The sequence below is a fragment of the Pseudomonas oryzagri genome (assembly GCF_020831405.1).
Lineage (GTDB): Bacteria > Pseudomonadota > Gammaproteobacteria > Pseudomonadales > Pseudomonadaceae > Geopseudomonas > Geopseudomonas oryzagri.
In genome coordinates this window covers 128275-147177 of record NZ_JAJHPU010000043.1, presented here as the reverse complement: position 1 = coordinate 147177, position 18903 = coordinate 128275, and the positions used below count along the sequence as shown (strand labels likewise).

Genomic DNA, 18903 nt, shown 5'->3' with positions numbered 1-18903 from the left:
CCATGCCCCATAAACAAATATCAAAAACACTCGCAAGTGAGATACTCGGAAGAATTTTTGGGCTTATACTATCTATAGCATTAGCCAGAAGCCTTGAGATTGACGAATTTGGCCGCTGGAGCTATTTACAAGCAATACTTCTCTATCTCATAGTATTAATTGAATTTGGTTCAAACCAAGAAGGAATACGACTCATAATAAAACACAAGGACGCCCCCTCTGAGCTTGACAAAGTATTTTCCAGCATAATTAAAAACAGGTCCATCGGAACAATACTCTCAATAGCAAGCATAACCATCCTTCTACCAATAAATGCAATAAACCCCACAGAGTTTCTAACATTAATAGTTTGCATTTTATCTTACTCAATTAGCAAAGATTGGTTTCTTCGCGCAACAAATCGTCAATTTGAAGCCTCTCTGCAGAACACCACCCACTTGGCCCTTTTAATTGCAATAATACTTGCATTCAATATAATTGAAAAAAAATCTCTCCTCTCTGCCGCATCATTAACACTAGGGAAAGGGATTCTCCTAGGAGGAATAACAATCCTCATCTCAGCAATGTACGTCCCTCGCAAAAAAGCATTATCCAATTTCTCCCTAAAAAACCTAACCGTCCCCGAAAAAGGTCTAATATACTTAGTGTCAGGATCATTGCTCGCAAAAGCATATTTTAACTCCGACATAATAATCATCGCGACCATGCTGGACAGCCAACAAGTAGGGATTTACTCCGCCATAGCAACAATATATGCAGCCTTTGTTGCTTTTCGCGGCGTTATAATAACAACACTCTATCCAACTCTTTGCAGCACTCCACGCGGAGATATTCTTGTAAAAAAGGCAATAAAATTGTCGCTCGCCTTTGGTTTTGCTTCGCTACCACTTTTCATTATTGCATTTATCTACAAAGCAGATTTCATTGAGTTATTTCTAGGAAGCCGATACCTTTCCAAGACCACCACAGAACTGGCTGACATATTCATTGCAACCTGCATAGTTTTGTCATTTGGATTACTTTACCCAAACATGCTCCATGTAAGAGGAATGAGTAAGTCTTTTTTCTACCTGACACTCACCGCCTCAATGGTGAACATAGGGGGCAACCTACTATTAATAAATCAGCACGGAATAAAAGCTGCAGCACTTACAACATTAGCAGCCGAAAGTATTATAATCACCTTCTCATTTATCTTGCTCTTTAAGAAGCAGGCAGCATGAAATTATTCATAATTGGTAGCCCATGGCACGCTGCCATAGCAAATGCAATAATAAAAAAAGAAAACATAGAACATCCAATAATCATTGCAGAACAAACAACGAAGCAGTCCATCGAGCAAATAAAGACCACCATCAAGCATCAAATAAAATACACCTTCAACCACGAAAAAACCAGATTCGACTCCATACATAAACATGGTGTAATTCAATCAATAAAAAGAATGGATGAAGAGTTCTCACAAATTGAAATCTCAACCAATGGCCTCCCTTCAATTTCAAAAGTATTTTACTTCAACTTCTATAGCCCAATAACCAGAAAAATACTTTATTCAGTGACAAAAAAAAACTCAGGCGTCGCCTTGGCTCGAGTAGAAGATGGAATCTGCGACTACTTCAACTTCAACTTTATCAACCACAATAGATTAAAACTCGCTGCAAAAAATATTCTGGCGATGGCGCTTGGCAAAGGTCATCTATACTTAAGAAGCAACAAAGAGCTATTTCAAAAAACATCTGAGTACTATTGCTTTTTTCCAGAAAAGATCAGCAAGCGCTGGAAAACAAAAAAAACAATACCTCTGACTGACTATGCCAATGAAATCACGGAAAACTTCTTAATCTCAGAAAAAACTAGCGACGCGACCTCCCTCATTATAGGTCAGACACTATTCGAAGATGGAATAGCATCTTTGACAGAAGAAATATCTATATACTCTATGGCAACGAAGACTCTGCCATCACCAGTGGTGATAAAACTTCACCCTCGGTCATCAAAGGAAAAAGTTGAAGCAATCTCAAAGGAAGGAATAAAAATAATTGAAACCTCCCTATCTGCTGAAAGCCTTATCTGCTCAGGCAACTACAAAACTGTAGTCGGCATGTGGAGCAACACCATTATTTACTCATCCTGTCTTTTCGGGGTAGATAGCTTTACCCTGACGCATCAACTTCTAGAAACAACCCAAAGAAACAATCCGCATCTCGCAAAAATACACAAAACCTTGTGCACAAAGTTCACTACTCAATACAAAGATTACCGAAAAGCGCAGGTAATGTAATGACCTTACTTAGAGCCTCCGGCCTCTCATTTGACTCACTAATTGCATCAATTTTGACAATATCCATTGTACAAGCTTTTTTTGTAAACATTCTAAACATTGATGCATACCTCACCCCTATCTTTTTACTTTTCCTAGCATCACACGCGATTTTATCTAAAGCAAAAATCCGCCGAGATGCAGCATTGCCATTAGCAATCGCATCATGGATACTTCTCTATACGGTGCTTATATTCTTCACAAACACAAGATCCCTACTTCAGGAGTTCATATATCAGCTTTTTTCTGCTATAACATTTTTTGTTTTCATAATATACTTTTCCACCCTTGGCTCAGCCTCCTCAGAACCTCAAAATTTCAAAAAAACTAAATACGTATTAGTGCTATATCTCTCAGCCTCCCTAATAATTCACTTCACGATGTGGGACCAGATTGCCTCAATATTTTACAAAAGGGAAAATGATTTTGGCGGACTCCTAATGGATGGAAAAATCCACCGCATGTATGGGCTTTTATTCAATCCATTGGCATCGGCCTTTTCCGCCCTCATCCTTTCTATAATCCTTTATTTACTAGACTGTCGGGACAAGACAATATACTTTGTATTACTTGTAATCATAGCGCTCGCGTTATCTAGAAGCACACTTTTATTGGCTCTAATATGGCTCACTTATGTCTTAATGCTAAAATACAAAAAACTCTATCTCTTACTCGCACTTCCCTTGATCTCTCTAATTGCGTCATACCTCTCAAGCGACATTAACCTTTGGCTTACAACACACATAATCGCTGATGACTCCGGCTCTATTGCCGAACATATTAGGAACTATCAAATAGGCCTAAATCACGCCTTTGCAATTTATGGGGAAGGATTCCGAGACGCTCGTGAGTTGGGCGCCTGGAATATACGATTAGAAAGTATGCCTTTACAATATGCCCTGACAGGAGGCATTGGATTATTTATTCCAATCTCTTTCCTCCTAATCATCTGCACAAAAAGATTATTTAATCGTTATGGCATTTTGAAGGCAGCCTCATGCCTACCACTACTACCAATAATCGTATCATTCCCACTTCACACATTTAATTTGCCCATAATTTTTCTTTCAATACTAATGAGCCTCTGGGCTGTAAAACACGAAACTCCAAAAAGCGCTGAAAAATGGAAAAAAGCATTCTAGACTTGAAAATACTAGACATCCCTATATCTGAATTTATCTCAAAAATAAAAACAGACTTAAATCAAATAGCCACACCCCGCATAATTGTAACCCCCAATATTGACCACCTACAGCGCTTGTCAAGTGCCAACAACGACCTCTTCAATACTGCATATAGAAATGCAGATTATATAGTATGCGACAGTAGAGTTCTTAAAATCGCCTCATGCCTAAAGGGCACACATATTAAAAATGTTATACCAGGCAGCGATCTAACCAAGGCCATTATTCAAGACCCATGGATCAAAGACAAAAAAATATGTATTATTGGCCCCAGCTATAACGAATACAAAATACTAAAAGAAATATTTTCCCTCGAACTCGCATGTCATTACTGCCCTCCTATTGGCTTCATGGAAGACCCCTTTGAGGTTGAAAAATGCATTTCTCTAATAAACCAAGAAACTCCTGATTTAGTGTTTCTTGCCGTTGGCTCCCCTCGCCAGGAAGCACTCGCTTTAAAAATAAAGCAGAGAGTAACTACCCCCATGCTTTTGTTCTGCATTGGAGCTTCCCTAGACTTTTTGTCCGGAAAAACACCTCGCGCCCCCAAGTGGATGCAAACTGCACATTTGGAATGGTTTCATCGGATGCTTAGTGAGCCCAAAAGGCTAGCCCCCAGATACATAAAAAATGCAAAATGGCTAATTAACTACTTAACTTTGAAAAATAATTAAACATTCTTGACATCATTACACGACCACAGGCGAATTATATCAATTCAAAAAGTTTACCCCCACCCCCCTTTCAGCCTGTCAAGAAATTTACACTCTCAGAAACCAGATTTACATGATAAAGATATTTGCCCTCCCCATCGCATAATACTTGTGCAGTCCAATTACAGCTCAAGCCTGCGAAATTTTGTGAATTAATTTTAAAAGGAGTTTCCTTTAAACATTAGTTAATTAAAAATATGGCATTCAAATCAAAGAGCAGGCAATCGCGTCAGTTTACCTTTCAGTAGAGCAATTCGAAACCACCTCCTCGCCCCTCAACTTTTAAAAAACCGCTCACCCTTAGAAAACTTATCGACAGCGAAATTCTCCGAAAAACTCGAACAGTTTTTTACGAAAGATATTCGTTATTTTTAACGCAAACGGAAAGTCAGCCATGACCACTAATATCATCCCCGTTGTAATGGCTGGCGGCTCTGGAACACGTCTTTGGCCGCTATCACGTCAGCTTAATCCAAAACAATTCCTAAAAATAAGCCACGAAAAATCATCAATGCTACAGAGCACTCTATGCAGACTAAGCGGCATTGACACATCGGCTCCTATACTTATTTGCAATGAGCAGCACCGTTTCCTCGCTGCAGAGCAACTGCGCCAGTTGGATCTAGAAGGGGCAACCATCCTTTTGGAACCAGTCGCCCGTAACACAGCACCGGCCATCGCCCTTGCGGCTCTACAGGCCATAGAGGAGGCGGGAAATCCGCTGCTATTGGTACTGGCCGCCGACCACCTGATCCAGGATGTGGCAGCCTTCCACGCCAGCATCCGCACTGCGCTGCCGTTGGCCGCCGACGGCAAGCTGGTGACCTTTGGCATCGTCCCCACCCATCCGGAAACCGGCTACGGATATATCGAGCAGGGCGCATCGGTGGGCGCCGGTGGCTATGCGGTCAACCGCTTCGTCGAGAAGCCGGACCTAGCCACCGCCCGCGACTACCTAGCCACCGGCAACTACTTCTGGAACAGCGGCATGTTCCTGTTCCGCGCCAGCCGCTATCTCGAGGAGCTGGAGCGCTTCCAGCCGGCAATCCTCGCCGCCTGCCGCGCGGCACTGGCCGGCGGCAAACAGGACATGCACTTCACCCGCGTGGATGCCGCCGCCTTCGCCGCCTGCCCGGAGGACTCCATCGACTACGCAGTGATGGAGAAGACCGCCGACGCGGCCATGGTACCGCTGGATGCCGGCTGGAGCGATATCGGCTCCTGGTCGGCCCTGTGGGACGTCAGCGCCAAGGATGCCGAGGGCAACGTGTTCAAGGGCGACGTGCTCGGCCAGGCCACCCGCAACACCTACGTGCATGCCGACAGTCGCCTGGTGACCACCGTGGGCGTCGAAGATCTGGTGATCGTCGAGACCAAGGACGCCGTGCTGGTGGCGCACAAGGACAAGGTGCAGGACGTGAAGAAGATCGTCGAGCGCATCAAGGCCGACGACCGCCAGGAGCACGTCAACCACCGCGAGGTGTACCGCCCGTGGGGCATGTACGACTCCATCGACAACGGCCACCGCTACCAGGTCAAACGCATCACCGTGCAGCCCGGCGCCAAGCTGTCGGTGCAGATGCACCACCACCGCGCCGAGCACTGGATCGTGGTCAGCGGCACCGCCAAGGTCACCAACGGCGACAAGACCTACCTGGTCACCGAGAACCAGTCGACCTACATCCCGATTGGCCAGGTGCATGCGCTCGAGAACCCCGGCGTCATCCCGCTGGAGCTGATCGAGGTGCAGTCCGGCTCGTACCTGGGCGAGGACGACATCGTGCGCTTCGAGGACAAGTACGGGCGGGCGTGACGGGCCTGCCGATTTCGCGGCGGGGGCGTCGCTTCCACGGTTTGATGTTTTCTTCTGACTTCCTTGCAAGGACGCTCCATGATCCGCAAATGTCTCTTCCCCGCCGCCGGCTACGGCACCCGCTTCCTCCCGGCTACCAAGGCGATGCCCAAGGAGATGCTCCCTATCGTCAACAAGCCGCTGATCCAGTATGCGGTCGAGGAAGCCCGCGATGCCGGGTTGCAGCACATGGCCATCGTCACTGGCCGCGGCAAGCGTGCCTTGGAGGACCACTTCGACATCAGCTACGAGCTGGAGCACCAGATCAAGGGTACCGACAAGGAGAAATACCTGGCCGGCACCCGTCAGCTGATCGATGAGTGCACCTTCTCCTACACCCGTCAGGTGGAGATGAAAGGACTGGGCCATGCGATCCTCTGCGGCCAGCCGCTGATCGGAGACGAGCCTTTCGCCGTGGTGCTGGCCGACGACCTGTGCCTGAACCTGGGCGGCGACGGCGTGCTGGAGCAGATGGTCAACTTGTACAAGCAGTTCCGCTGCTCGATCGTCGCCATCCAGGAAGTGCCGCGCGACCAGACCCACAAGTACGGAGTGATCGCCGGCGAGATGATCCGCGACGACATCTACCGGGTGAACACCATGGTCGAGAAGCCCAAGCCGGAGGACGCCCCCTCCAATCTGGCGATCATCGGCCGCTACATCCTCACCCCGGACATCTTCGACCTGATCGCCGATACCGAACCGGGCAAGGGCGGCGAAATCCAGATCACCGACGCGTTGATGAAGCAGGCACAGAGCGGCTGCGTGCTCGCCTACAAGTTCAAGGGCCAACGTTTCGACTGCGGCAGTGCCGAGGGCTATGTGGAAGCGACCAACTACTGCTTCGACAATCTTTATCTCAAGGGGCTGTGACAGCAGCACCTTTGAAAGCGCAAGCGCCGTCAGCTTCTGGACTACAATCCTGCGCACTATTCAACTGCAAGCCCCGTTTTGTCTGGCACAATCCCTGATCGATACCATCGTGGATCTGGCCCGCCAGCAATTGGCTCCGCCGCACGGGCCTGGCTATTCGGTTGTACGCGCATCATGAACCCACTGTTGATTGATCCCATGCGGCAAGACACGCCGCCGAAGTAATCCTCATGACGACCCTGACCTGCTTCAAAGCCTATGACATCCGCGGCCAGCTGGGCCGCGAACTCAACGAAGACATCGCCTATCGCATCGCCCGCGCCTACGCGGAGTGGCTCAAGCCTCGTACCGTGGTGCTCGGTGGGGATATCCGCGAAACCTCGCCGGCCCTCAAGGCCGCGCTGGCCCGCGGACTGTGCGAAGCCGGCGTGACCGTGCTGGATCTCGGCATGACCGGTACCGAGGAGGTGTATTTCGCCACCTGGAACCTGGGCGCCGACGGCGGCATCGAGGTGACCGCCTCGCACAATCCGATCGATTACAACGGCTTCAAGCTGGTGCGCCAGGGTTCGCAGCCGATCAGCAGCGATACCGGCCTGCAAGAGATCCGCCTGATGGCCGAGAAGGCCGAGTTCGCCGCGCCGGCAGCGGTGCCGGGCGAGCTGCGCGAGGTTTCCAACCGCGCTGCCTACGTCGAGCACCTGCTTTCGTACATCGACACTGGCGCGCTCAAGCCGCTGAAGCTGGTGGTCAACGCCGGCAACGGCGCGGCCGGCCCGGTGCTGGACGCCATCGAGGCGGCACTGAAGGCGCGCGGCGTGCCCTTCGAGTTCATCAAGATCAACCACCAGCCGGACGGCAGCTTCCCCAACGGCATCCCCAACCCGATGCTGGAGGACAACCGCGCGGCGACCCGCGACGCGGTGCTGGCCCACGGCGCCGACCTGGGCATCGCCTGGGATGGTGACTTCGACCGCTGCTTCCTGTTCGATGAGCAGGGCAACTTCATCGAGGGCTACTACATCGTCGGTCTGCTCGCCGAGGCCTTCCTGCGCAAGGAAGCCGGCGCGCGCATCATCCACGACCCGCGCCTGACCTGGAACACTCTGGCCATCGTCGGGGACAACGGCGGCGAGGCGGTGCAGTGCAAGGCTGGCCATGCCTTCATCAAGCAGAAGATGCGCGAAGTGGATGCCATCTACGGCGGCGAGATGAGCGCGCACCACTACTTCCGCGACTTCGCCTACTGCGACAGCGGCATGATCCCCTGGCTGCTGGTCGCCGAGCTGATGTGCTCGCGCGGTCAATCGCTGTCCACCCTGGTGGGCGAGCGCATCGCCGCCTATCCCTCCTCCGGCGAGATCAACCTCAAGGTCGCCGAGGCGCCCGCGGTGCTCAAGCGCATCGAGACGCTGTACGTCACCGATGCCGCCGACGTGGACTACACCGACGGCCTCAGCGTGAGCTTCGCCGATTGGCGCTTCAACCTGCGCGCCTCCAATACGGAGCCGGTGATCCGCCTGAACGTGGAAAGCCGCGGTGACGAGGCGCTGATGCAGGCGAAAACCGCCGAGCTGCTGGCCCAGATCGGTGGTGAAAAGGCTTGAAGCCGCAGCCGTTCGACGTCTGCTGCGCGGTGCTTCGCTAGGATCTGTTCCGCCCCGAATCGCCGCCGCAGTTGTTCGAGCAGTGGCTAGCTGTTGTGGAGCGTGCTGCCGGTCCTGGCGACGCTCCTCGAGTGGCTGCAGCAGGTGCTGCAGTCCACCCGTCATTTCAGCGAGCTGGACGTCGCCGCCAATCTGGCTCGAGGAGCTGCCGGCCTGGGCAGGCGTTGCGCCGGCCTCTCCTGACCTCCCCTAGGCAGCCCTCCGGGCTGCCTATCTCCTACCCCGCATCCCTTCCGGCCTCACTCGCCGAGGCTGACCCTGCGCTGTGAATTGCTGTGCTGGTTGGCCAGCACCGCGATGGCGCAGAGCACCACCAGGGTCGCCGCGTTGGCCGGAATCTGCAGGTTGAAGTCGGTCATCGAGTGGATGGCGATGGCGATGATGCCCACCGCCGCGCCGAAACCGACGCCGCTGCGATACAGCGATTCGGGCCGCCACAGCGCCTGCAGAGCCCGCCACAGCGCCAGCAGTACGAAAGCCAGCAGCGGCAGGCAACCGAGCAGACCGTATTCAATGGCGAACTGCAGGTAGTCGTTGTGCGCATGGTCGAAGTGCAGGCGGATGTCGTCGCCCGGATACTTGGGGAACACCGACTCGAAGCTGCCTGCGCCCTGTCCGGTCAGCGGCCGGTCCTTTGCCAGCGGGATGGCATAGAGGAACACGTCGTCGCGGATCTCGTTGGCCTGCTGCACCACTTCGCCCTCCACCACCACGTCGGTCAGGCGGGTATTCAGCATGCGGTCCTTGAGGCGCTCCAGGCCGAAGTACTGGCTGATCACCAGCACGTCGATGAGCAGGATGCTGGCCAGAATCACGCCGTTGCGCAGGCGGTTGTTCTTGTCGCGCAGGACGAAGATGCCGCCGATCACCATCAGCGCGGTGAAGAAAGCGCTGTTACCGCCCCGCGAGTGGGTCATCACCAAGGCGATAACCATGATCACCAGGGCGAGACGCAGGCGCGCCTTGGCGCCCATCAGCATCTCCAGCAGGTTGACCCAGCGGAACGGCCGACTGTCGCGCAGCGCCATGAGCAGCCCGATGCCGCAGGCCAGGGTGATTTCCAGGTAGCCGGCAAGGTGGTTGCGGTTGACGAAGGTGCCGGTGGCGTCGCCTCTGTAACTGGTTTTGGCCATGAGCAGATGCCACTCGATGCCCGAGAGGGTCATGAATGCGCCATAGAAGGCCTGGAAGGTGCCACTGATCACCAGAATGGCCAACAGCCAGGTCAGTCGCTGCCGGGTATGGAACAGGCTGACGACCAGCAGGAACAGCAGGCTGTAGGCGAGCCCGAGCATCAAGTACTGGAAGGTAGCGCCGACGTCGACCGTGAGCCCGCCGAGCCATTGCACCGCTACCCAGACCTGGGCGACCAGCAGCAGGACGAACATCGGCAGCGCCGGCTGCAAGGCCTTGCTCCCGGGCAGGGCGTTGCGCAGCAGGGCGAACCCCCACAGCCCGCCGATCACTCCGACCAGCGCCACCAGCAGCCCCATCGACCAGTCGCGATTGCTGCCCAGCGGCAGGGGCAGCCACAGCAGCAGGACAAGAACCGAGGCGATCAGGAACCGCTCGAGGCGATTGGAGGTCTGAGGCATTTTGCGGGATCATCCTTGCTCTGCCGCCCGGCTCGTTCGGCACAGCTGCTGTCGTCTGAAAATGGGACGGCAGTATAAGGAACATCCCTGCTTCCACCAACCGAATGGCACACAATGCTCCCCCGTATTCCCCGCACGCTCTGGATACTGGCCTTTTTCACCTGCCTGGTGAGCGTCATGATCCTGGCCCTGATGAAAAACCCCTCCGCGCTGCTCAGCACCGGATGGGACAAGGGCAATCATGTCATCGCCTTCCTCGTGCTCACCTGCCTGGGGCGCCTGTCTTTCCCCGCTCAGCGGGGCCTGCTGCTGCTCGGCCTGCTGGGCTACGGCGTGCTGATCGAAAACCTGCAGCGGTTGACCGGCTATCGCTTCGGCGAATACCAGGACTTCGCGGCGGACGTGGTCGGCATCGTGCTGGGCTATCTGTTGGCGATCCCGCTGATGCGCAGCAGGGCGTACGAGCAGTCGTAGTTCGCGCTAGTCGTAGTTCCCCAATGTAGTTCGGCGCCTCACGCCAGCTTCCGCTTCCGGCACTGACCCACATCAATCCGCAGGCGCCCTCCTCAGGCAAGATCCCCATCTCTACAAAGAAATTGGCGGAGTGCAGCCATGAACCATACCCCCTACCAACTGCTGGGCGGCGAGGACGGCGTGCGTCGTCTGTGCGATGCCTTCTACCAGTGCATGGACGAGCTGCCCGACGCAGCCGACATCCGCCGCATGCATGGCGCCGACCTCTCGGGGATTCGCCAGAAGCTGTTCGAATACATGTCCGGCTGGCTGGGCGGTCCGCACCTGTATGCCCAGAAGTACGGCTCGATCTGCATGACCGGCCCGCACCGCCCCTTCGCCATCGGCCCGCGCGAGCGCGATCAGTGGCTGATGTGCATGGACCAGGCGCTGGAGCACGTCGGCGCTAGCGACGAGGTGAGGGCCATGCTCAAGCGGCCGCTGCAGGCGATTGCCGAGATGATCCGCAACCGCGAGAGTTCCGGGCCGGCCTGAGCCCACGCGCCGCAACAAAGCCCCGCCCGTCGCGGGGCTTTTTTTGTCCACGAGAACGCGCACCGTCACGAAAAGTTCATCGAACAGAGCGCTCTTTTCATGAAACGGTCACCAAATTCCGCGAGCGCAACGCATAAGCTGGATCCGCAGCTCGCCGCCACCAGGCGAAGCGAACTGCCGTAGCGCACCCGCCACGTTGCGCGGGATGGAGCGCTCCCGAACCGCCGGACGGCGCCGGGCCCCAGTGAAACGCCATCGTCAAGGAAGGTATGCGCATGAACATTTCCCGCCTCTCCCCTCTTGCCCTGCTGCTCGCTACCCTGGTCGGCCAGGCTCTGGCCGACAGTCGTATCGAAGGCACCTACGCGATGACCACCGAAGCGGCGGGCGTGCAGGTCCGCAGCACTACGGTGGAGCTGACCGAGCAGTACATTCGCGAAGGCGATAACAAGCTGGCGGTCGCCGCCTGGGAGCGCCAGGACGGCTACGTCACCGCCCGCGACCCGCGCGGCGCCGCCCTGCTGCACGCGCGCGTGGAGGACAACGGCGCCACCTTGATACAGCAGGTCGAGGGCGTCGGCACGGTGACCTTCACCCGGCTCGACTGAGAGGCTCCCGTCGCCCCCGGTCAGCCGGGCGCGGCGGGATAACAATGGCGGCACAAAAAAGAGGGGGATCGCCTGGCGGCGATCCCCCTCTTTTCGTTACGGCCCGGCTCAGACCATGGTCGGGTCCGGCTCCAGGCCCATCAGCTCGCGGCCGAGGATCTGTGCGCAGACATCGTAGTCGGTGTAGGCGTGCGCGCCGGTCATGTGCGAGTCGCGGAACAGGCGCTGGATCTCGCTGTTCTCGAACCAGCTGGTGGCGCCGGCGGCCTCGAACAGGCGGTCGACGGCAGCGATGCACATCTTCACCGCGTAGGCCTGGTTGGTGCGCCAGTAGGCCAGGGTCTCGCGGCTCGGGTACTGATGACGGGCACCGTACTCGGCGTGCTCTTCCCAGGTCTTCTCGAGGAAGGCGCGAGCGGCGGCGACCTGGTGGGTCGACTCGGCCAGACGCATCAGCGCCGGGGTGGCGGCGCCGACGGCGGCACCGGTATAGGCACGCACGCGGTTCTTCTGCTTTTCCTTGAAGGCGACCAGCATGCGCTCGGCGATACCCAGGCTGATGGAGGCGAAGCCAACGGCGAAGTACGGGCGATAGGGGGTGTAGAAGATCTTGCTGTCCGGGTACAGACCGAAGCCGGAGGAGCGACCTTCCATCATGTCCTTGGCCGCTTCGATGCGGTGGTTGGGGATGAAGGCGTTCTTGATCACCAGGGTCTTGGAGCCGCTGCTGCGCATGCCGACGGAGAACCAGTCGTCACGGATCTCGTAGTCGCTGCGCGGCAGCACGCCGAAGCTGTAGACCAGCTCGCCTTCGGCGTTCTTGCGGCGCATGCCGACGATGGCCCACTCGGCATGATCGCAGCCACTGCTCCAGCCCATCTCGCCGCTGAGCAGCACGCCACCCTCGGTTTCCTCGATGGTGCTGAACGGCGCGATGCTGCTGCTGGCGGTGGCATCGGGGTTGTTGCCCCAGACTTCGTCCTGCAGCTCCTTGGAGAACATGGCCAGCTGGTGGCTATGGGTGCACAGCAGGCTGAAGGCCCAGGCGGTGCCGCCGCAGGCGCCGGCCAGCGCGGCCACGCAATCGGTGAATTCGGGCAGGGAGATTTCCAGACCGCCGTAGGCCTTCGGCTGGAAGGCGCGATGCATACCGATGCTCTTCAGCAGGGCGATATTCTCGTCCGGCACCTTACGGTCGAGTTCCGCTTGGGCGGCATTGGCTGCGATGGTCGGCAGGATGGTGTGCAGCTTTTCGAGAAGGGGATTCGCTCTTTTCATGGCTGTCTGTCTACCCGATGGATATTTATTGTGTTTGTCGCCGCGCGATACCAGGCGCGGTCCAACTACCAGGATTTCTTCAGTCTGGTCGATTCGCAGGCAGTACGCTTCGCCGAGCCTGCAATCTGGAATCCATTATGGGGCGCCCCAGGCAGCGACAGAATGCACCTTTCATAGACAAGATTGTATTTTTCGTGAGCATCTACAGACGTCAGGGAGAGGGCTCGACAGGCAAAATACTCGTTAACATAACAATAAAATTATTCAATCCATTGTTTTTAAAGGATTTTATTTAAATTAAAAACAATGAACGGATAATCGAACGCCAGGTCCATCAGACTCAATAACTGTCCTTGCACAATTCACGGAGCTTTCTGTCACCGCCCCCCGCGCCGCGGCGCGCCGGCACGACCGCCCATCGTCCGGCCTCGCCCACACGCCTTGTTTCACTGTTTGTCGGGCAACCGCCAGCCATCGAACTGTCTAAAATTTGCACAAAACCTTGAAGAGGGACAGCTGGCATGCACCGACGCTTTCTGCTCCGGGCTCTTGCCCTGCTACCGATCTGGCCCTTGCTGGGAGGCGTGCGTAGCGCGCTGGCGGCCAGCGACCAGGCGGTAGTGCCGCTCGACAAGCCGGTCGAGGAATGGCGCGCCTTGCTGCCGGCGGCGGCCTGGCGCGTACTGTTCGAAGAGGATACCGAGCCCGCCGGCAGCAGCCCGCTGGACAAGGAGAAGCGCGACGGCAGCTATCTCTGCGCCGCCTGTTATCTGCCGCTGTTCGACAGCCAGCACAAGTACGAGAGCGGCACCGGCTGGCCGAGCTTCACCCAGCCGCTCGAGGGTCATGTTCGCCTCAAACGCGACTTCCGACTGATCTGGCCGCGTACCGAATACCACTGCGCGCGTTGCGGTGGTCACCAGGGTCACGTGTTCGACGACGGTCCGCCGCCGCGTGGCGAGCGTTGGTGCAACAACGGCCTGGCATTGCGCTTCGTGCCGCGCAGCGAGCGCCTGCCCGATCTGAGGAGTTGACCATGACCCGCGTGCCGACCTGCCCCGCCCCGCTGCACGTGCGCTTGCCACGCTGGACCTTGGCGCTGCTGTTGGTCGCCGCCGGACAGCTGGGCCTGCCGGCAAAAGCCGCCGACGAGCCCGGCGCCACGGCGATCTTCGCCGGCGGCTGCTTCTGGTGCATGGAGGCGGACTTCGACAAGGTACCCGGTGTGCTGTCGACCACCTCGGGCTACACCGGTGGCCGCCTGGCCAATCCCAGTTACGAGCAGGTGTCGGCCGGCGGCACGGGGCATCTGGAGGCGGTACTGGTGCGCTTCGACCCGATGCAGACCAGCTATGCGAAGCTGCTGGAGGTCTACTGGCCGAACATCGATCCGCTCACCTCTACCGGCCAGTTCTGCGACGTCGGCTCGCAGTACCGCAGCGCCATCTTCTATGCCGACGCCGAGCAGCAGCGCCAGGCCGAAGCCTCCAAGGCCGCCTTGCAGGCCTCCGGGCGCTTCACCAAGCCGGTGGTCACCGAGATCCTGCCCGCGGGCAGCTTCTATCCGGCCGAGGAGTACCACCAGAACTACTACCAGAAGAATCCGCTGCGCTACCGCTTCTACCGCACCACCTGCGGCCGCGACGCGCGCCTCGCGGAGCTGTGGGGCGAACACAAGTGAGCGGACTCAGCGCAGCTCGATGCCATCGTCGAGGATCGTAATCAGCCCCTGCTTGTACAGGCCGCCGATGGCCTTCTTGAAGTTGCCCTTGCTCACTCCGAACAGCCGGGCGATCTCCTCCGGCGGGCTCTTGTCGCTCAGTGCCAGACGGCCGCCGGCCTCGCGCAGACGGGTGAGGATCTGCTCGCTCAGGTTGTCGGCGCCGGCCCGGCCAAGCGGTTGCAGGCTCAGGCTGATCTTGCCGTCCGGACGCACCTCGCGAATGAAGCCGGTTTCCCGCATGCCCGGGCGGATGGTCTTGAACAGCTCGTTCTTGTGGATCAACCCCCAGTGCTTGCCGTCGACGATGGCCTTGAAGCCCAGGTCGGTGCGCTCGACCACCAGCAGCTCGACGGTCTGGCCCGGCTGGTAAGAAGGCGGAGTCTGATCGAGGTAGCGATCCAGCCGCGCGGTGGCGGTGATGCGCCGGGTGCGCGGGTCGAGATAGGCATGCACCACGCAATAGTCACCGACCTGCAGCGGACGCTTCTCTTCGGAGTGCGGCAGGAACAGATCCTTGGCCAGGCCCCAGTCGAGGAACAGACCGACGTGGTCGATCGCCACTACCTTGAGGCTGGCGAAGCCGCCAACCTGCACTCGCGGTCTCTGGGTGGTGGCGATGAGGCGATCCTCGCTGTCCAGATAGACGAACACATCGAGGCGGTTGCCGGCTTCGCAGGGTTTGTCCTTGGGCACGTAGCGCCGGGGCAGGAGAATCTCGCCATCCGAACCGCCATCCAGGTAGAGACCGAAGTCGGTGTGCTTGACCACCGGCAGGGAATTGAATCGCCCGATCTGTGCCATGTTGCTCGCCTTGATTGTCAGGGTCGGCATTCTAACCGGATCGCCCGGCGCGCGGGCTCCTCAGGGGCTTAGAAGGAGTGGAAATTTCGCGTTTTCTCCAACAGCCTTCCTGGCGCTTTATCGACCCCTGATATACGCAGACAACACCCTGATTTTAAAGGAAATAGCGAAGAGAACGGGTCGCCTGCCGAACTCCACTGATGCGCCATTACCCGAAAGACGGAGGGCGTCCCTGCAGAAAGGATTTGCACCGGCCGAAATTACCGCGTAGGGTGCTCGCACTGTGTTGCAGTGTCATCGTAATCGACTGATTCAGAGCTTGATCCTACAAACCTCGGTTTTACTGGCTCCTTGCACTCAGTTCCGGCTCCGGGCAGTTCCGGCGCCGTAGTCTACACCGTCCAAGGAGACAAACATGTCCAACCGTCAAACCGGCACCGTCAAGTGGTTCAACGATGAGAAAGGCTTCGGCTTCATCACCCCGCAGAGCGGCCCGGACGTATTCGTTCACTTCCGCGCCATCAAAGCCGACGGCTTCAAGACCCTGAAGGAAGGCCAAGCCGTTTCCTTCCTGGTCGTCCAAGGCCAGAAAGGCCTGCAGGCTGACGAAGTCCAGATCATCTGATCCGGCTCTCGCCTCACAAAAGCCCCGCCTCGTGCGGGGCTTTTGCATTTCCGGCATTCATGCCGCTCGTCTCGTAGCTTTCCGCAGATTTCCCCATGTCGCTCAAGCTCACCGTCGTCGACCAGACGCCCACCCACGGCGACCGCCCCGTCCGCGAGGCGCCCAACAGCTCGGTCGAGCTGGCCCGCGTCTGCGATGCACTGGGCTATTACCGCTATTGGCTGGCCGAGCACCACAACAGCATCCACTTCGCCAATCCCTGCCCGGAGATCCTGGTCGCGCGCATCGCCAGCGTCACCCAGCACATGCGTATCGGCAGCGGCGGCGTGATGCTGACCCACTACAGCCCCTACAAGGTGGCCGAAGTGTTCCGCATGCTCGCCAGCCTGTTCCCCGAGCGCATCGACCTCGGCATCGGCCGCGCCCCCGGCGGCACCCCGCTGGCCTCCGCCGCATTGGCGGCGCCCTACGAGCAGTTGGAAGAGGATACCTTCCCGCAGCAGGCCGCCGAGCTGTGCGCCTTCCTGCGCAACGAATACCCCGAGCGCCACCTATACAGCCGCCTGCACTGCCTGCCCGACGACGGCCCGACGCCGCAGCTGTGGATGCTCGGCTCCGGCGGCGGCAGCTCGTCGCTGGCCGGCTACCTCGGCATGGGCCTGGCGGTGGCGCGCTTCATCGCCCCCGAGGCGTGCTCACCGGCGATCTTCGCCAACTACGAGCGCCACTTCGCCCAGGCCGGCCACCAGCACCGCCCATCGCGGATGCTGGCCCTAGCTGTGTAAACCCAGTACGTTGTTCAGTGAAAGCTCAACGCGGCTGATCGGCGGCTTGTAGCCGAGACTGGCATGCGGCCTGTGCCAGTTGTAGTGATGCAGCCAGGCAGGCAAGTGGGCTGCTCGCTGCTCGGAGCATTCATAGCTGCGGGCGTAGGCCCACTCACGCAAGCTCGTCTGGATAAAGCGCTCGGCCTTGCCGTTGGTGCGGGGCGTATAGGGCTTCGTGCGGACATGCCGCAGCCCCAGGCGGCGACACAAGCGCCGGAATGCTCTGGACCGGTAGCAGGCGCCATTGTCGGTCATGACCCGCCGGAAGTGGATGCCCAGCCCTCGGTAGTAGCGCAAGGCCTGCAGCAGGGCCTGGCAAGCGCTGTTGCCACGCTCGTCCGAATGCAGGCTGGTGAAGGCCAGCCGCGATGCATCGTCGATGGCGACGTGGACAAACTCCCAGCCTGCACCGCCGGAGTTTTGCTGACGGTCGCCGGTGACCCGATGTCCGGGCTTCCAGAAGCGGCCGAGCTTCTTGATGTCCAGATGCAGAAGGTCGCCGGGGTTGGCGTACTCGTAGCGTTCCACCGCAGGTGCCGGCTCCAGCTCGGCCAACCGATGAAACCCTGCGCGTTTGAGGTGGCGAGCGACCGTGCTGACGGCCAGTCCGAGCATCTGGGCGATCTGTCGGTAGGTCTTGCGCGACCGGCGCAGCTCGATCAACTGCTCGATCATGCTGCCCTGTGTGGCATGCGGACAGGCGTGCGGGCGTGAAGAACGATCCATCAGGCCCGCTTCGCCCTCCTCACGAAAGCGCCGGAGCCACTTGTAGGCCGTGCGGACACTCACTCCTGCGGCTTGCGCCGCGTCCTCGACCCGCAGGCCGTTGAGCATGCGTTGAACCAGAAGGGCTCGACCGCGCGGGGTAAGACGGGCATGTTTATGCAGGTTCATCCGGGGCTCCTGGAAGGCTGTGTGGGTCGCGCTTCCAGAATTCCGGGAATGCCCCGGATGAACAACCTACTGAGAGATCACACCTAGCGGTGATCTGCGCCGAGACGCAGGAGGAAGCCCGGCACGTCGCCGGCACCGCCGCCTGGCGCAAGATGATGGCCGGTCGCGGCGCCAAGGAGCCGCTGCTCAGCCCGGAGGAGGTCGAGCAACGCCGTCGCCAGCTGAGCCCCGGCGACCAAGCCGAACTGGACGCCACCCGCGACGCCATGGTGGTCGGCACGCCGGAGCAGTGCTGGGAGCAGTTCCATGCCTTCGCCCGCGACTACCAGCTCGACGAGCTGGGCTTGGTCACCGTCACCCACAGCTTCGCCGACCGCATCAACAGCTATCGTCTGCTGGCTGAGGCGCGCTAGAACCGGGACGAAGATCGCGCAGGTGATGCACATCTGAGAGACCCCGCGAACCGTGGCGAGGAAGCGGAGTTGATGGGTCGTAAACGAGGATGACTCGCTCCCTGCGGGGCCGTCCTCGTGGTCACTCAGCGACACGCCTCTGCCAAGCCACGGTGCAAATGTCGCCTGGCGTGCCGCCTTCAGGCACTTCCCACTCCACCGCCCGGCGCGGCATCTTCCCCGGCATTTGGCGGCGGTTTGGCGCAGGATGGTTTTTTATTTCGCCACACTGTGCAAAAAATGACCACTTCGTGTATAATATCCGGCCATTTTTGCCCGCAGGCAGGAGCGTCACCATGCAAAGCAAACCCGGCTCGTCCAAGCAGAAGGCTGTTGCCGCCCCCTCCGCCGAAGCCCGTCGCGAACTCGAGGAGCAGGTAGCCGCCTTCCTCAAGTCCGGTGGCGAGGTCCAGCAGATCCCCCGAGGCGTAAGCGGCCAGACCTACGGCACCTCGCGCCATATCACCATTGGCAAGAAGTAAG

General features: G+C 57.9%; 20 protein-coding genes. 16 read left to right on the top strand and 4 right to left on the bottom strand.

Annotated features, from left to right (window positions below):
- Positions 1 to 2 precede the first annotated feature (2 nt).
- The 7 genes from LMJ29_RS17335 to LMJ29_RS17305 all read left to right on the top strand — a co-directional run bounded on the left by LMJ29_RS17335 (position 3) and on the right by LMJ29_RS17305 (position 8549).
- Positions 3 to 1223 (top strand): oligosaccharide flippase family protein, encoded by a 1221-nt coding sequence (locus LMJ29_RS17335; protein WP_229606776.1) that lies wholly within the window; start codon positions 3 to 5, stop codon positions 1221 to 1223.
- Positions 1220 to 2281, top strand: coding sequence for an alpha-2,8-polysialyltransferase family protein (locus LMJ29_RS17330; protein WP_229606775.1), 1062 nt, complete (start codon positions 1220 to 1222; stop codon positions 2279 to 2281). The genes LMJ29_RS17335 and LMJ29_RS17330 overlap by 4 nt, the downstream gene beginning before the upstream one ends.
- A complete protein-coding gene (locus LMJ29_RS17325; protein ID WP_229606774.1) occupies positions 2281 to 3462 on the top strand; it encodes a hypothetical protein in 1182 nt (393 codons plus the stop codon). Before LMJ29_RS17330 ends, LMJ29_RS17325 begins: the two co-directional genes overlap by 1 nt.
- Complete coding sequence (locus tag LMJ29_RS17320; protein ID WP_229606773.1) at positions 3444 to 4178, top strand: WecB/TagA/CpsF family glycosyltransferase; 735 nt, start codon at positions 3444 to 3446, stop codon at positions 4176 to 4178. The genes LMJ29_RS17325 and LMJ29_RS17320 overlap by 19 nt, the downstream gene beginning before the upstream one ends.
- 433 nt (positions 4179 to 4611) lie before the next feature.
- Positions 4612 to 6030, top strand: a complete 1419-nt coding sequence (locus LMJ29_RS17315; protein WP_229606772.1) for a mannose-1-phosphate guanylyltransferase/mannose-6-phosphate isomerase — start codon at positions 4612 to 4614, stop codon at positions 6028 to 6030.
- A gap of 78 nt (positions 6031 to 6108) precedes the next feature.
- Positions 6109 to 6942, top strand: coding sequence for a UTP--glucose-1-phosphate uridylyltransferase GalU (galU, locus tag LMJ29_RS17310; protein ID WP_229606771.1), 834 nt, complete (start codon positions 6109 to 6111; stop codon positions 6940 to 6942).
- A 230-nt stretch (positions 6943 to 7172) separates the two neighbouring features.
- Complete coding sequence (locus LMJ29_RS17305) at positions 7173 to 8549, top strand: phosphohexomutase domain-containing protein (protein WP_229606770.1); 1377 nt, start codon at positions 7173 to 7175, stop codon at positions 8547 to 8549.
- A 299-nt stretch (positions 8550 to 8848) separates the two neighbouring features.
- Here LMJ29_RS17305 and LMJ29_RS17300 read toward each other — a convergent pair whose 3' ends face one another.
- Positions 8849 to 10204: an O-antigen ligase family protein gene (locus tag LMJ29_RS17300; RefSeq protein ID WP_229606769.1), complete on the bottom strand. Its 1356-nt coding sequence runs from the start codon at positions 10202 to 10204 to the stop codon at positions 8849 to 8851.
- 177 nt (positions 10205 to 10381) lie between these two features.
- Here LMJ29_RS17300 and LMJ29_RS17295 point away from each other — a divergent pair, with 177 nt between their 5' ends.
- The 3 genes from LMJ29_RS17295 to LMJ29_RS17285 all read left to right on the top strand — a co-directional run bounded on the left by LMJ29_RS17295 (position 10382) and on the right by LMJ29_RS17285 (position 11820).
- Entirely contained in the window at positions 10382 to 10678 is a 297-nt protein-coding gene (locus LMJ29_RS17295) for a VanZ family protein (protein WP_229606768.1), read from the top strand.
- A gap of 138 nt (positions 10679 to 10816) precedes the next feature.
- Entirely contained in the window at positions 10817 to 11212 is a 396-nt protein-coding gene (locus tag LMJ29_RS17290) for a group II truncated hemoglobin (RefSeq protein WP_229606767.1), read from the top strand.
- A gap of 275 nt (positions 11213 to 11487) precedes the next feature.
- Positions 11488 to 11820 (top strand): hypothetical protein, encoded by a 333-nt coding sequence (locus tag LMJ29_RS17285; RefSeq protein WP_229606766.1) that lies wholly within the window; start codon positions 11488 to 11490, stop codon positions 11818 to 11820.
- 108 nt (positions 11821 to 11928) lie between these two features.
- On the opposite strand, the gene LMJ29_RS17280 is transcribed toward LMJ29_RS17285, so the two are convergent.
- Positions 11929 to 13098, bottom strand: coding sequence for a p-hydroxyphenylacetate 3-hydroxylase oxygenase component (locus LMJ29_RS17280; RefSeq protein ID WP_229606765.1), 1170 nt, complete (start codon positions 13096 to 13098; stop codon positions 11929 to 11931).
- Positions 13099 to 13619: 521 nt separating this feature from the next.
- On the opposite strand from LMJ29_RS17280, the gene msrB reads away from it, so the two are divergent.
- Both msrB and msrA read left to right on the top strand, forming a co-directional pair.
- Positions 13620 to 14132 carry a peptide-methionine (R)-S-oxide reductase MsrB gene (gene msrB / locus LMJ29_RS17275; protein WP_229606764.1) on the top strand — a complete coding sequence of 171 codons (513 nt, stop codon included), beginning with the start codon at positions 13620 to 13622 and terminating at the stop codon, positions 14130 to 14132.
- Between the two features lie 2 nt (positions 14133 to 14134).
- Positions 14135 to 14779: a peptide-methionine (S)-S-oxide reductase MsrA gene (gene msrA / locus LMJ29_RS17270; RefSeq protein WP_229606763.1), complete on the top strand. Its 645-nt coding sequence runs from the start codon at positions 14135 to 14137 to the stop codon at positions 14777 to 14779.
- 6 nt (positions 14780 to 14785) lie between these two features.
- Here msrA and LMJ29_RS17265 read toward each other — a convergent pair whose 3' ends face one another.
- On the bottom strand, positions 14786 to 15622 hold the full coding sequence (locus tag LMJ29_RS17265) for a CvfB family protein (protein ID WP_229606762.1): 837 nt from the start codon (positions 15620 to 15622) through the stop codon (positions 14786 to 14788).
- Positions 15623 to 16037: 415 nt separating this feature from the next.
- On the opposite strand from LMJ29_RS17265, the gene LMJ29_RS17260 reads away from it, so the two are divergent.
- Together LMJ29_RS17260 and LMJ29_RS17255 are read left to right on the top strand one after the other, a co-directional pair.
- Entirely contained in the window at positions 16038 to 16247 is a 210-nt protein-coding gene (locus tag LMJ29_RS17260) for a cold-shock protein (protein WP_090347369.1), read from the top strand.
- A gap of 95 nt (positions 16248 to 16342) precedes the next feature.
- Positions 16343 to 17032 (top strand): MsnO8 family LLM class oxidoreductase, encoded by a 690-nt coding sequence (locus tag LMJ29_RS17255; RefSeq protein WP_229606761.1) that lies wholly within the window; start codon positions 16343 to 16345, stop codon positions 17030 to 17032.
- On the opposite strand, the gene LMJ29_RS17250 is transcribed toward LMJ29_RS17255, so the two are convergent.
- Positions 17021 to 17968 carry an IS481 family transposase gene (locus tag LMJ29_RS17250; protein ID WP_229606760.1) on the bottom strand — a complete coding sequence of 316 codons (948 nt, stop codon included), beginning with the start codon at positions 17966 to 17968 and terminating at the stop codon, positions 17021 to 17023. The two genes, LMJ29_RS17255 and LMJ29_RS17250, sit on opposite strands and share 12 nt — an antisense overlap.
- Positions 17969 to 17985: 17 nt before the next feature.
- Here LMJ29_RS17250 and LMJ29_RS17245 point away from each other — a divergent pair, with 17 nt between their 5' ends.
- Positions 17986 to 18381 carry an LLM class flavin-dependent oxidoreductase gene (locus LMJ29_RS17245; RefSeq protein ID WP_264758948.1) on the top strand — a complete coding sequence of 132 codons (396 nt, stop codon included), beginning with the start codon at positions 17986 to 17988 and terminating at the stop codon, positions 18379 to 18381.
- A 335-nt stretch (positions 18382 to 18716) separates the two neighbouring features.
- Positions 18717 to 18902, top strand: coding sequence for a hypothetical protein (locus tag LMJ29_RS17240; protein WP_229606758.1), 186 nt, complete (start codon positions 18717 to 18719; stop codon positions 18900 to 18902).
- Position 18903: the final 1 nt, after the last annotated feature.

Excerpts from the sequence above, each read along its gene's own strand:
- LMJ29_RS17280 (WP_229606765.1), bottom strand. The coding sequence starts at position 13,098 with ATGAAAAGAGCGAATCCCCTTCTCGAAAAGCTGCACACCATCCTGCCG.
- msrB (WP_229606764.1), top strand. The coding sequence starts at position 13,620 with ATGCACCGACGCTTTCTGCTCCGGGCTCTTGCCCTGCTACCGATCTGG.
- LMJ29_RS17250 (WP_229606760.1), bottom strand. The coding sequence starts at position 17,968 with ATGAACCTGCATAAACATGCCCGTCTTACCCCGCGCGGTCGAGCCCTT.
- LMJ29_RS17305 (WP_229606770.1), top strand. The coding sequence starts at position 7,173 with ATGACGACCCTGACCTGCTTCAAAGCCTATGACATCCGCGGCCAGCTG.
- galU (WP_229606771.1), top strand. The coding sequence starts at position 6,109 with ATGATCCGCAAATGTCTCTTCCCCGCCGCCGGCTACGGCACCCGCTTC.
- LMJ29_RS17315 (WP_229606772.1), top strand. The coding sequence starts at position 4,612 with ATGACCACTAATATCATCCCCGTTGTAATGGCTGGCGGCTCTGGAACA.
- LMJ29_RS17255 (WP_229606761.1), top strand. The coding sequence starts at position 16,343 with ATGTCGCTCAAGCTCACCGTCGTCGACCAGACGCCCACCCACGGCGAC.
- LMJ29_RS17335 (WP_229606776.1), top strand. The coding sequence starts at position 3 with ATGCCCCATAAACAAATATCAAAAACACTCGCAAGTGAGATACTCGGA.
- LMJ29_RS17330 (WP_229606775.1), top strand. The coding sequence starts at position 1,220 with ATGAAATTATTCATAATTGGTAGCCCATGGCACGCTGCCATAGCAAAT.
- LMJ29_RS17240 (WP_229606758.1), top strand. The coding sequence starts at position 18,717 with ATGCAAAGCAAACCCGGCTCGTCCAAGCAGAAGGCTGTTGCCGCCCCC.
- msrA (WP_229606763.1), top strand. The coding sequence starts at position 14,135 with ATGACCCGCGTGCCGACCTGCCCCGCCCCGCTGCACGTGCGCTTGCCA.
- LMJ29_RS17285 (WP_229606766.1), top strand. The coding sequence starts at position 11,488 with ATGAACATTTCCCGCCTCTCCCCTCTTGCCCTGCTGCTCGCTACCCTG.
- LMJ29_RS17325 (WP_229606774.1), top strand. The coding sequence starts at position 2,281 with ATGACCTTACTTAGAGCCTCCGGCCTCTCATTTGACTCACTAATTGCA.
- LMJ29_RS17320 (WP_229606773.1), top strand. The coding sequence starts at position 3,444 with ATGGAAAAAAGCATTCTAGACTTGAAAATACTAGACATCCCTATATCT.
- LMJ29_RS17265 (WP_229606762.1), bottom strand. The coding sequence starts at position 15,622 with ATGGCACAGATCGGGCGATTCAATTCCCTGCCGGTGGTCAAGCACACC.
- LMJ29_RS17260 (WP_090347369.1), top strand. The coding sequence starts at position 16,038 with ATGTCCAACCGTCAAACCGGCACCGTCAAGTGGTTCAACGATGAGAAA.
- LMJ29_RS17295 (WP_229606768.1), top strand. The coding sequence starts at position 10,382 with ATGATCCTGGCCCTGATGAAAAACCCCTCCGCGCTGCTCAGCACCGGA.
- LMJ29_RS17300 (WP_229606769.1), bottom strand. The coding sequence starts at position 10,204 with ATGCCTCAGACCTCCAATCGCCTCGAGCGGTTCCTGATCGCCTCGGTT.
- LMJ29_RS17290 (WP_229606767.1), top strand. The coding sequence starts at position 10,817 with ATGAACCATACCCCCTACCAACTGCTGGGCGGCGAGGACGGCGTGCGT.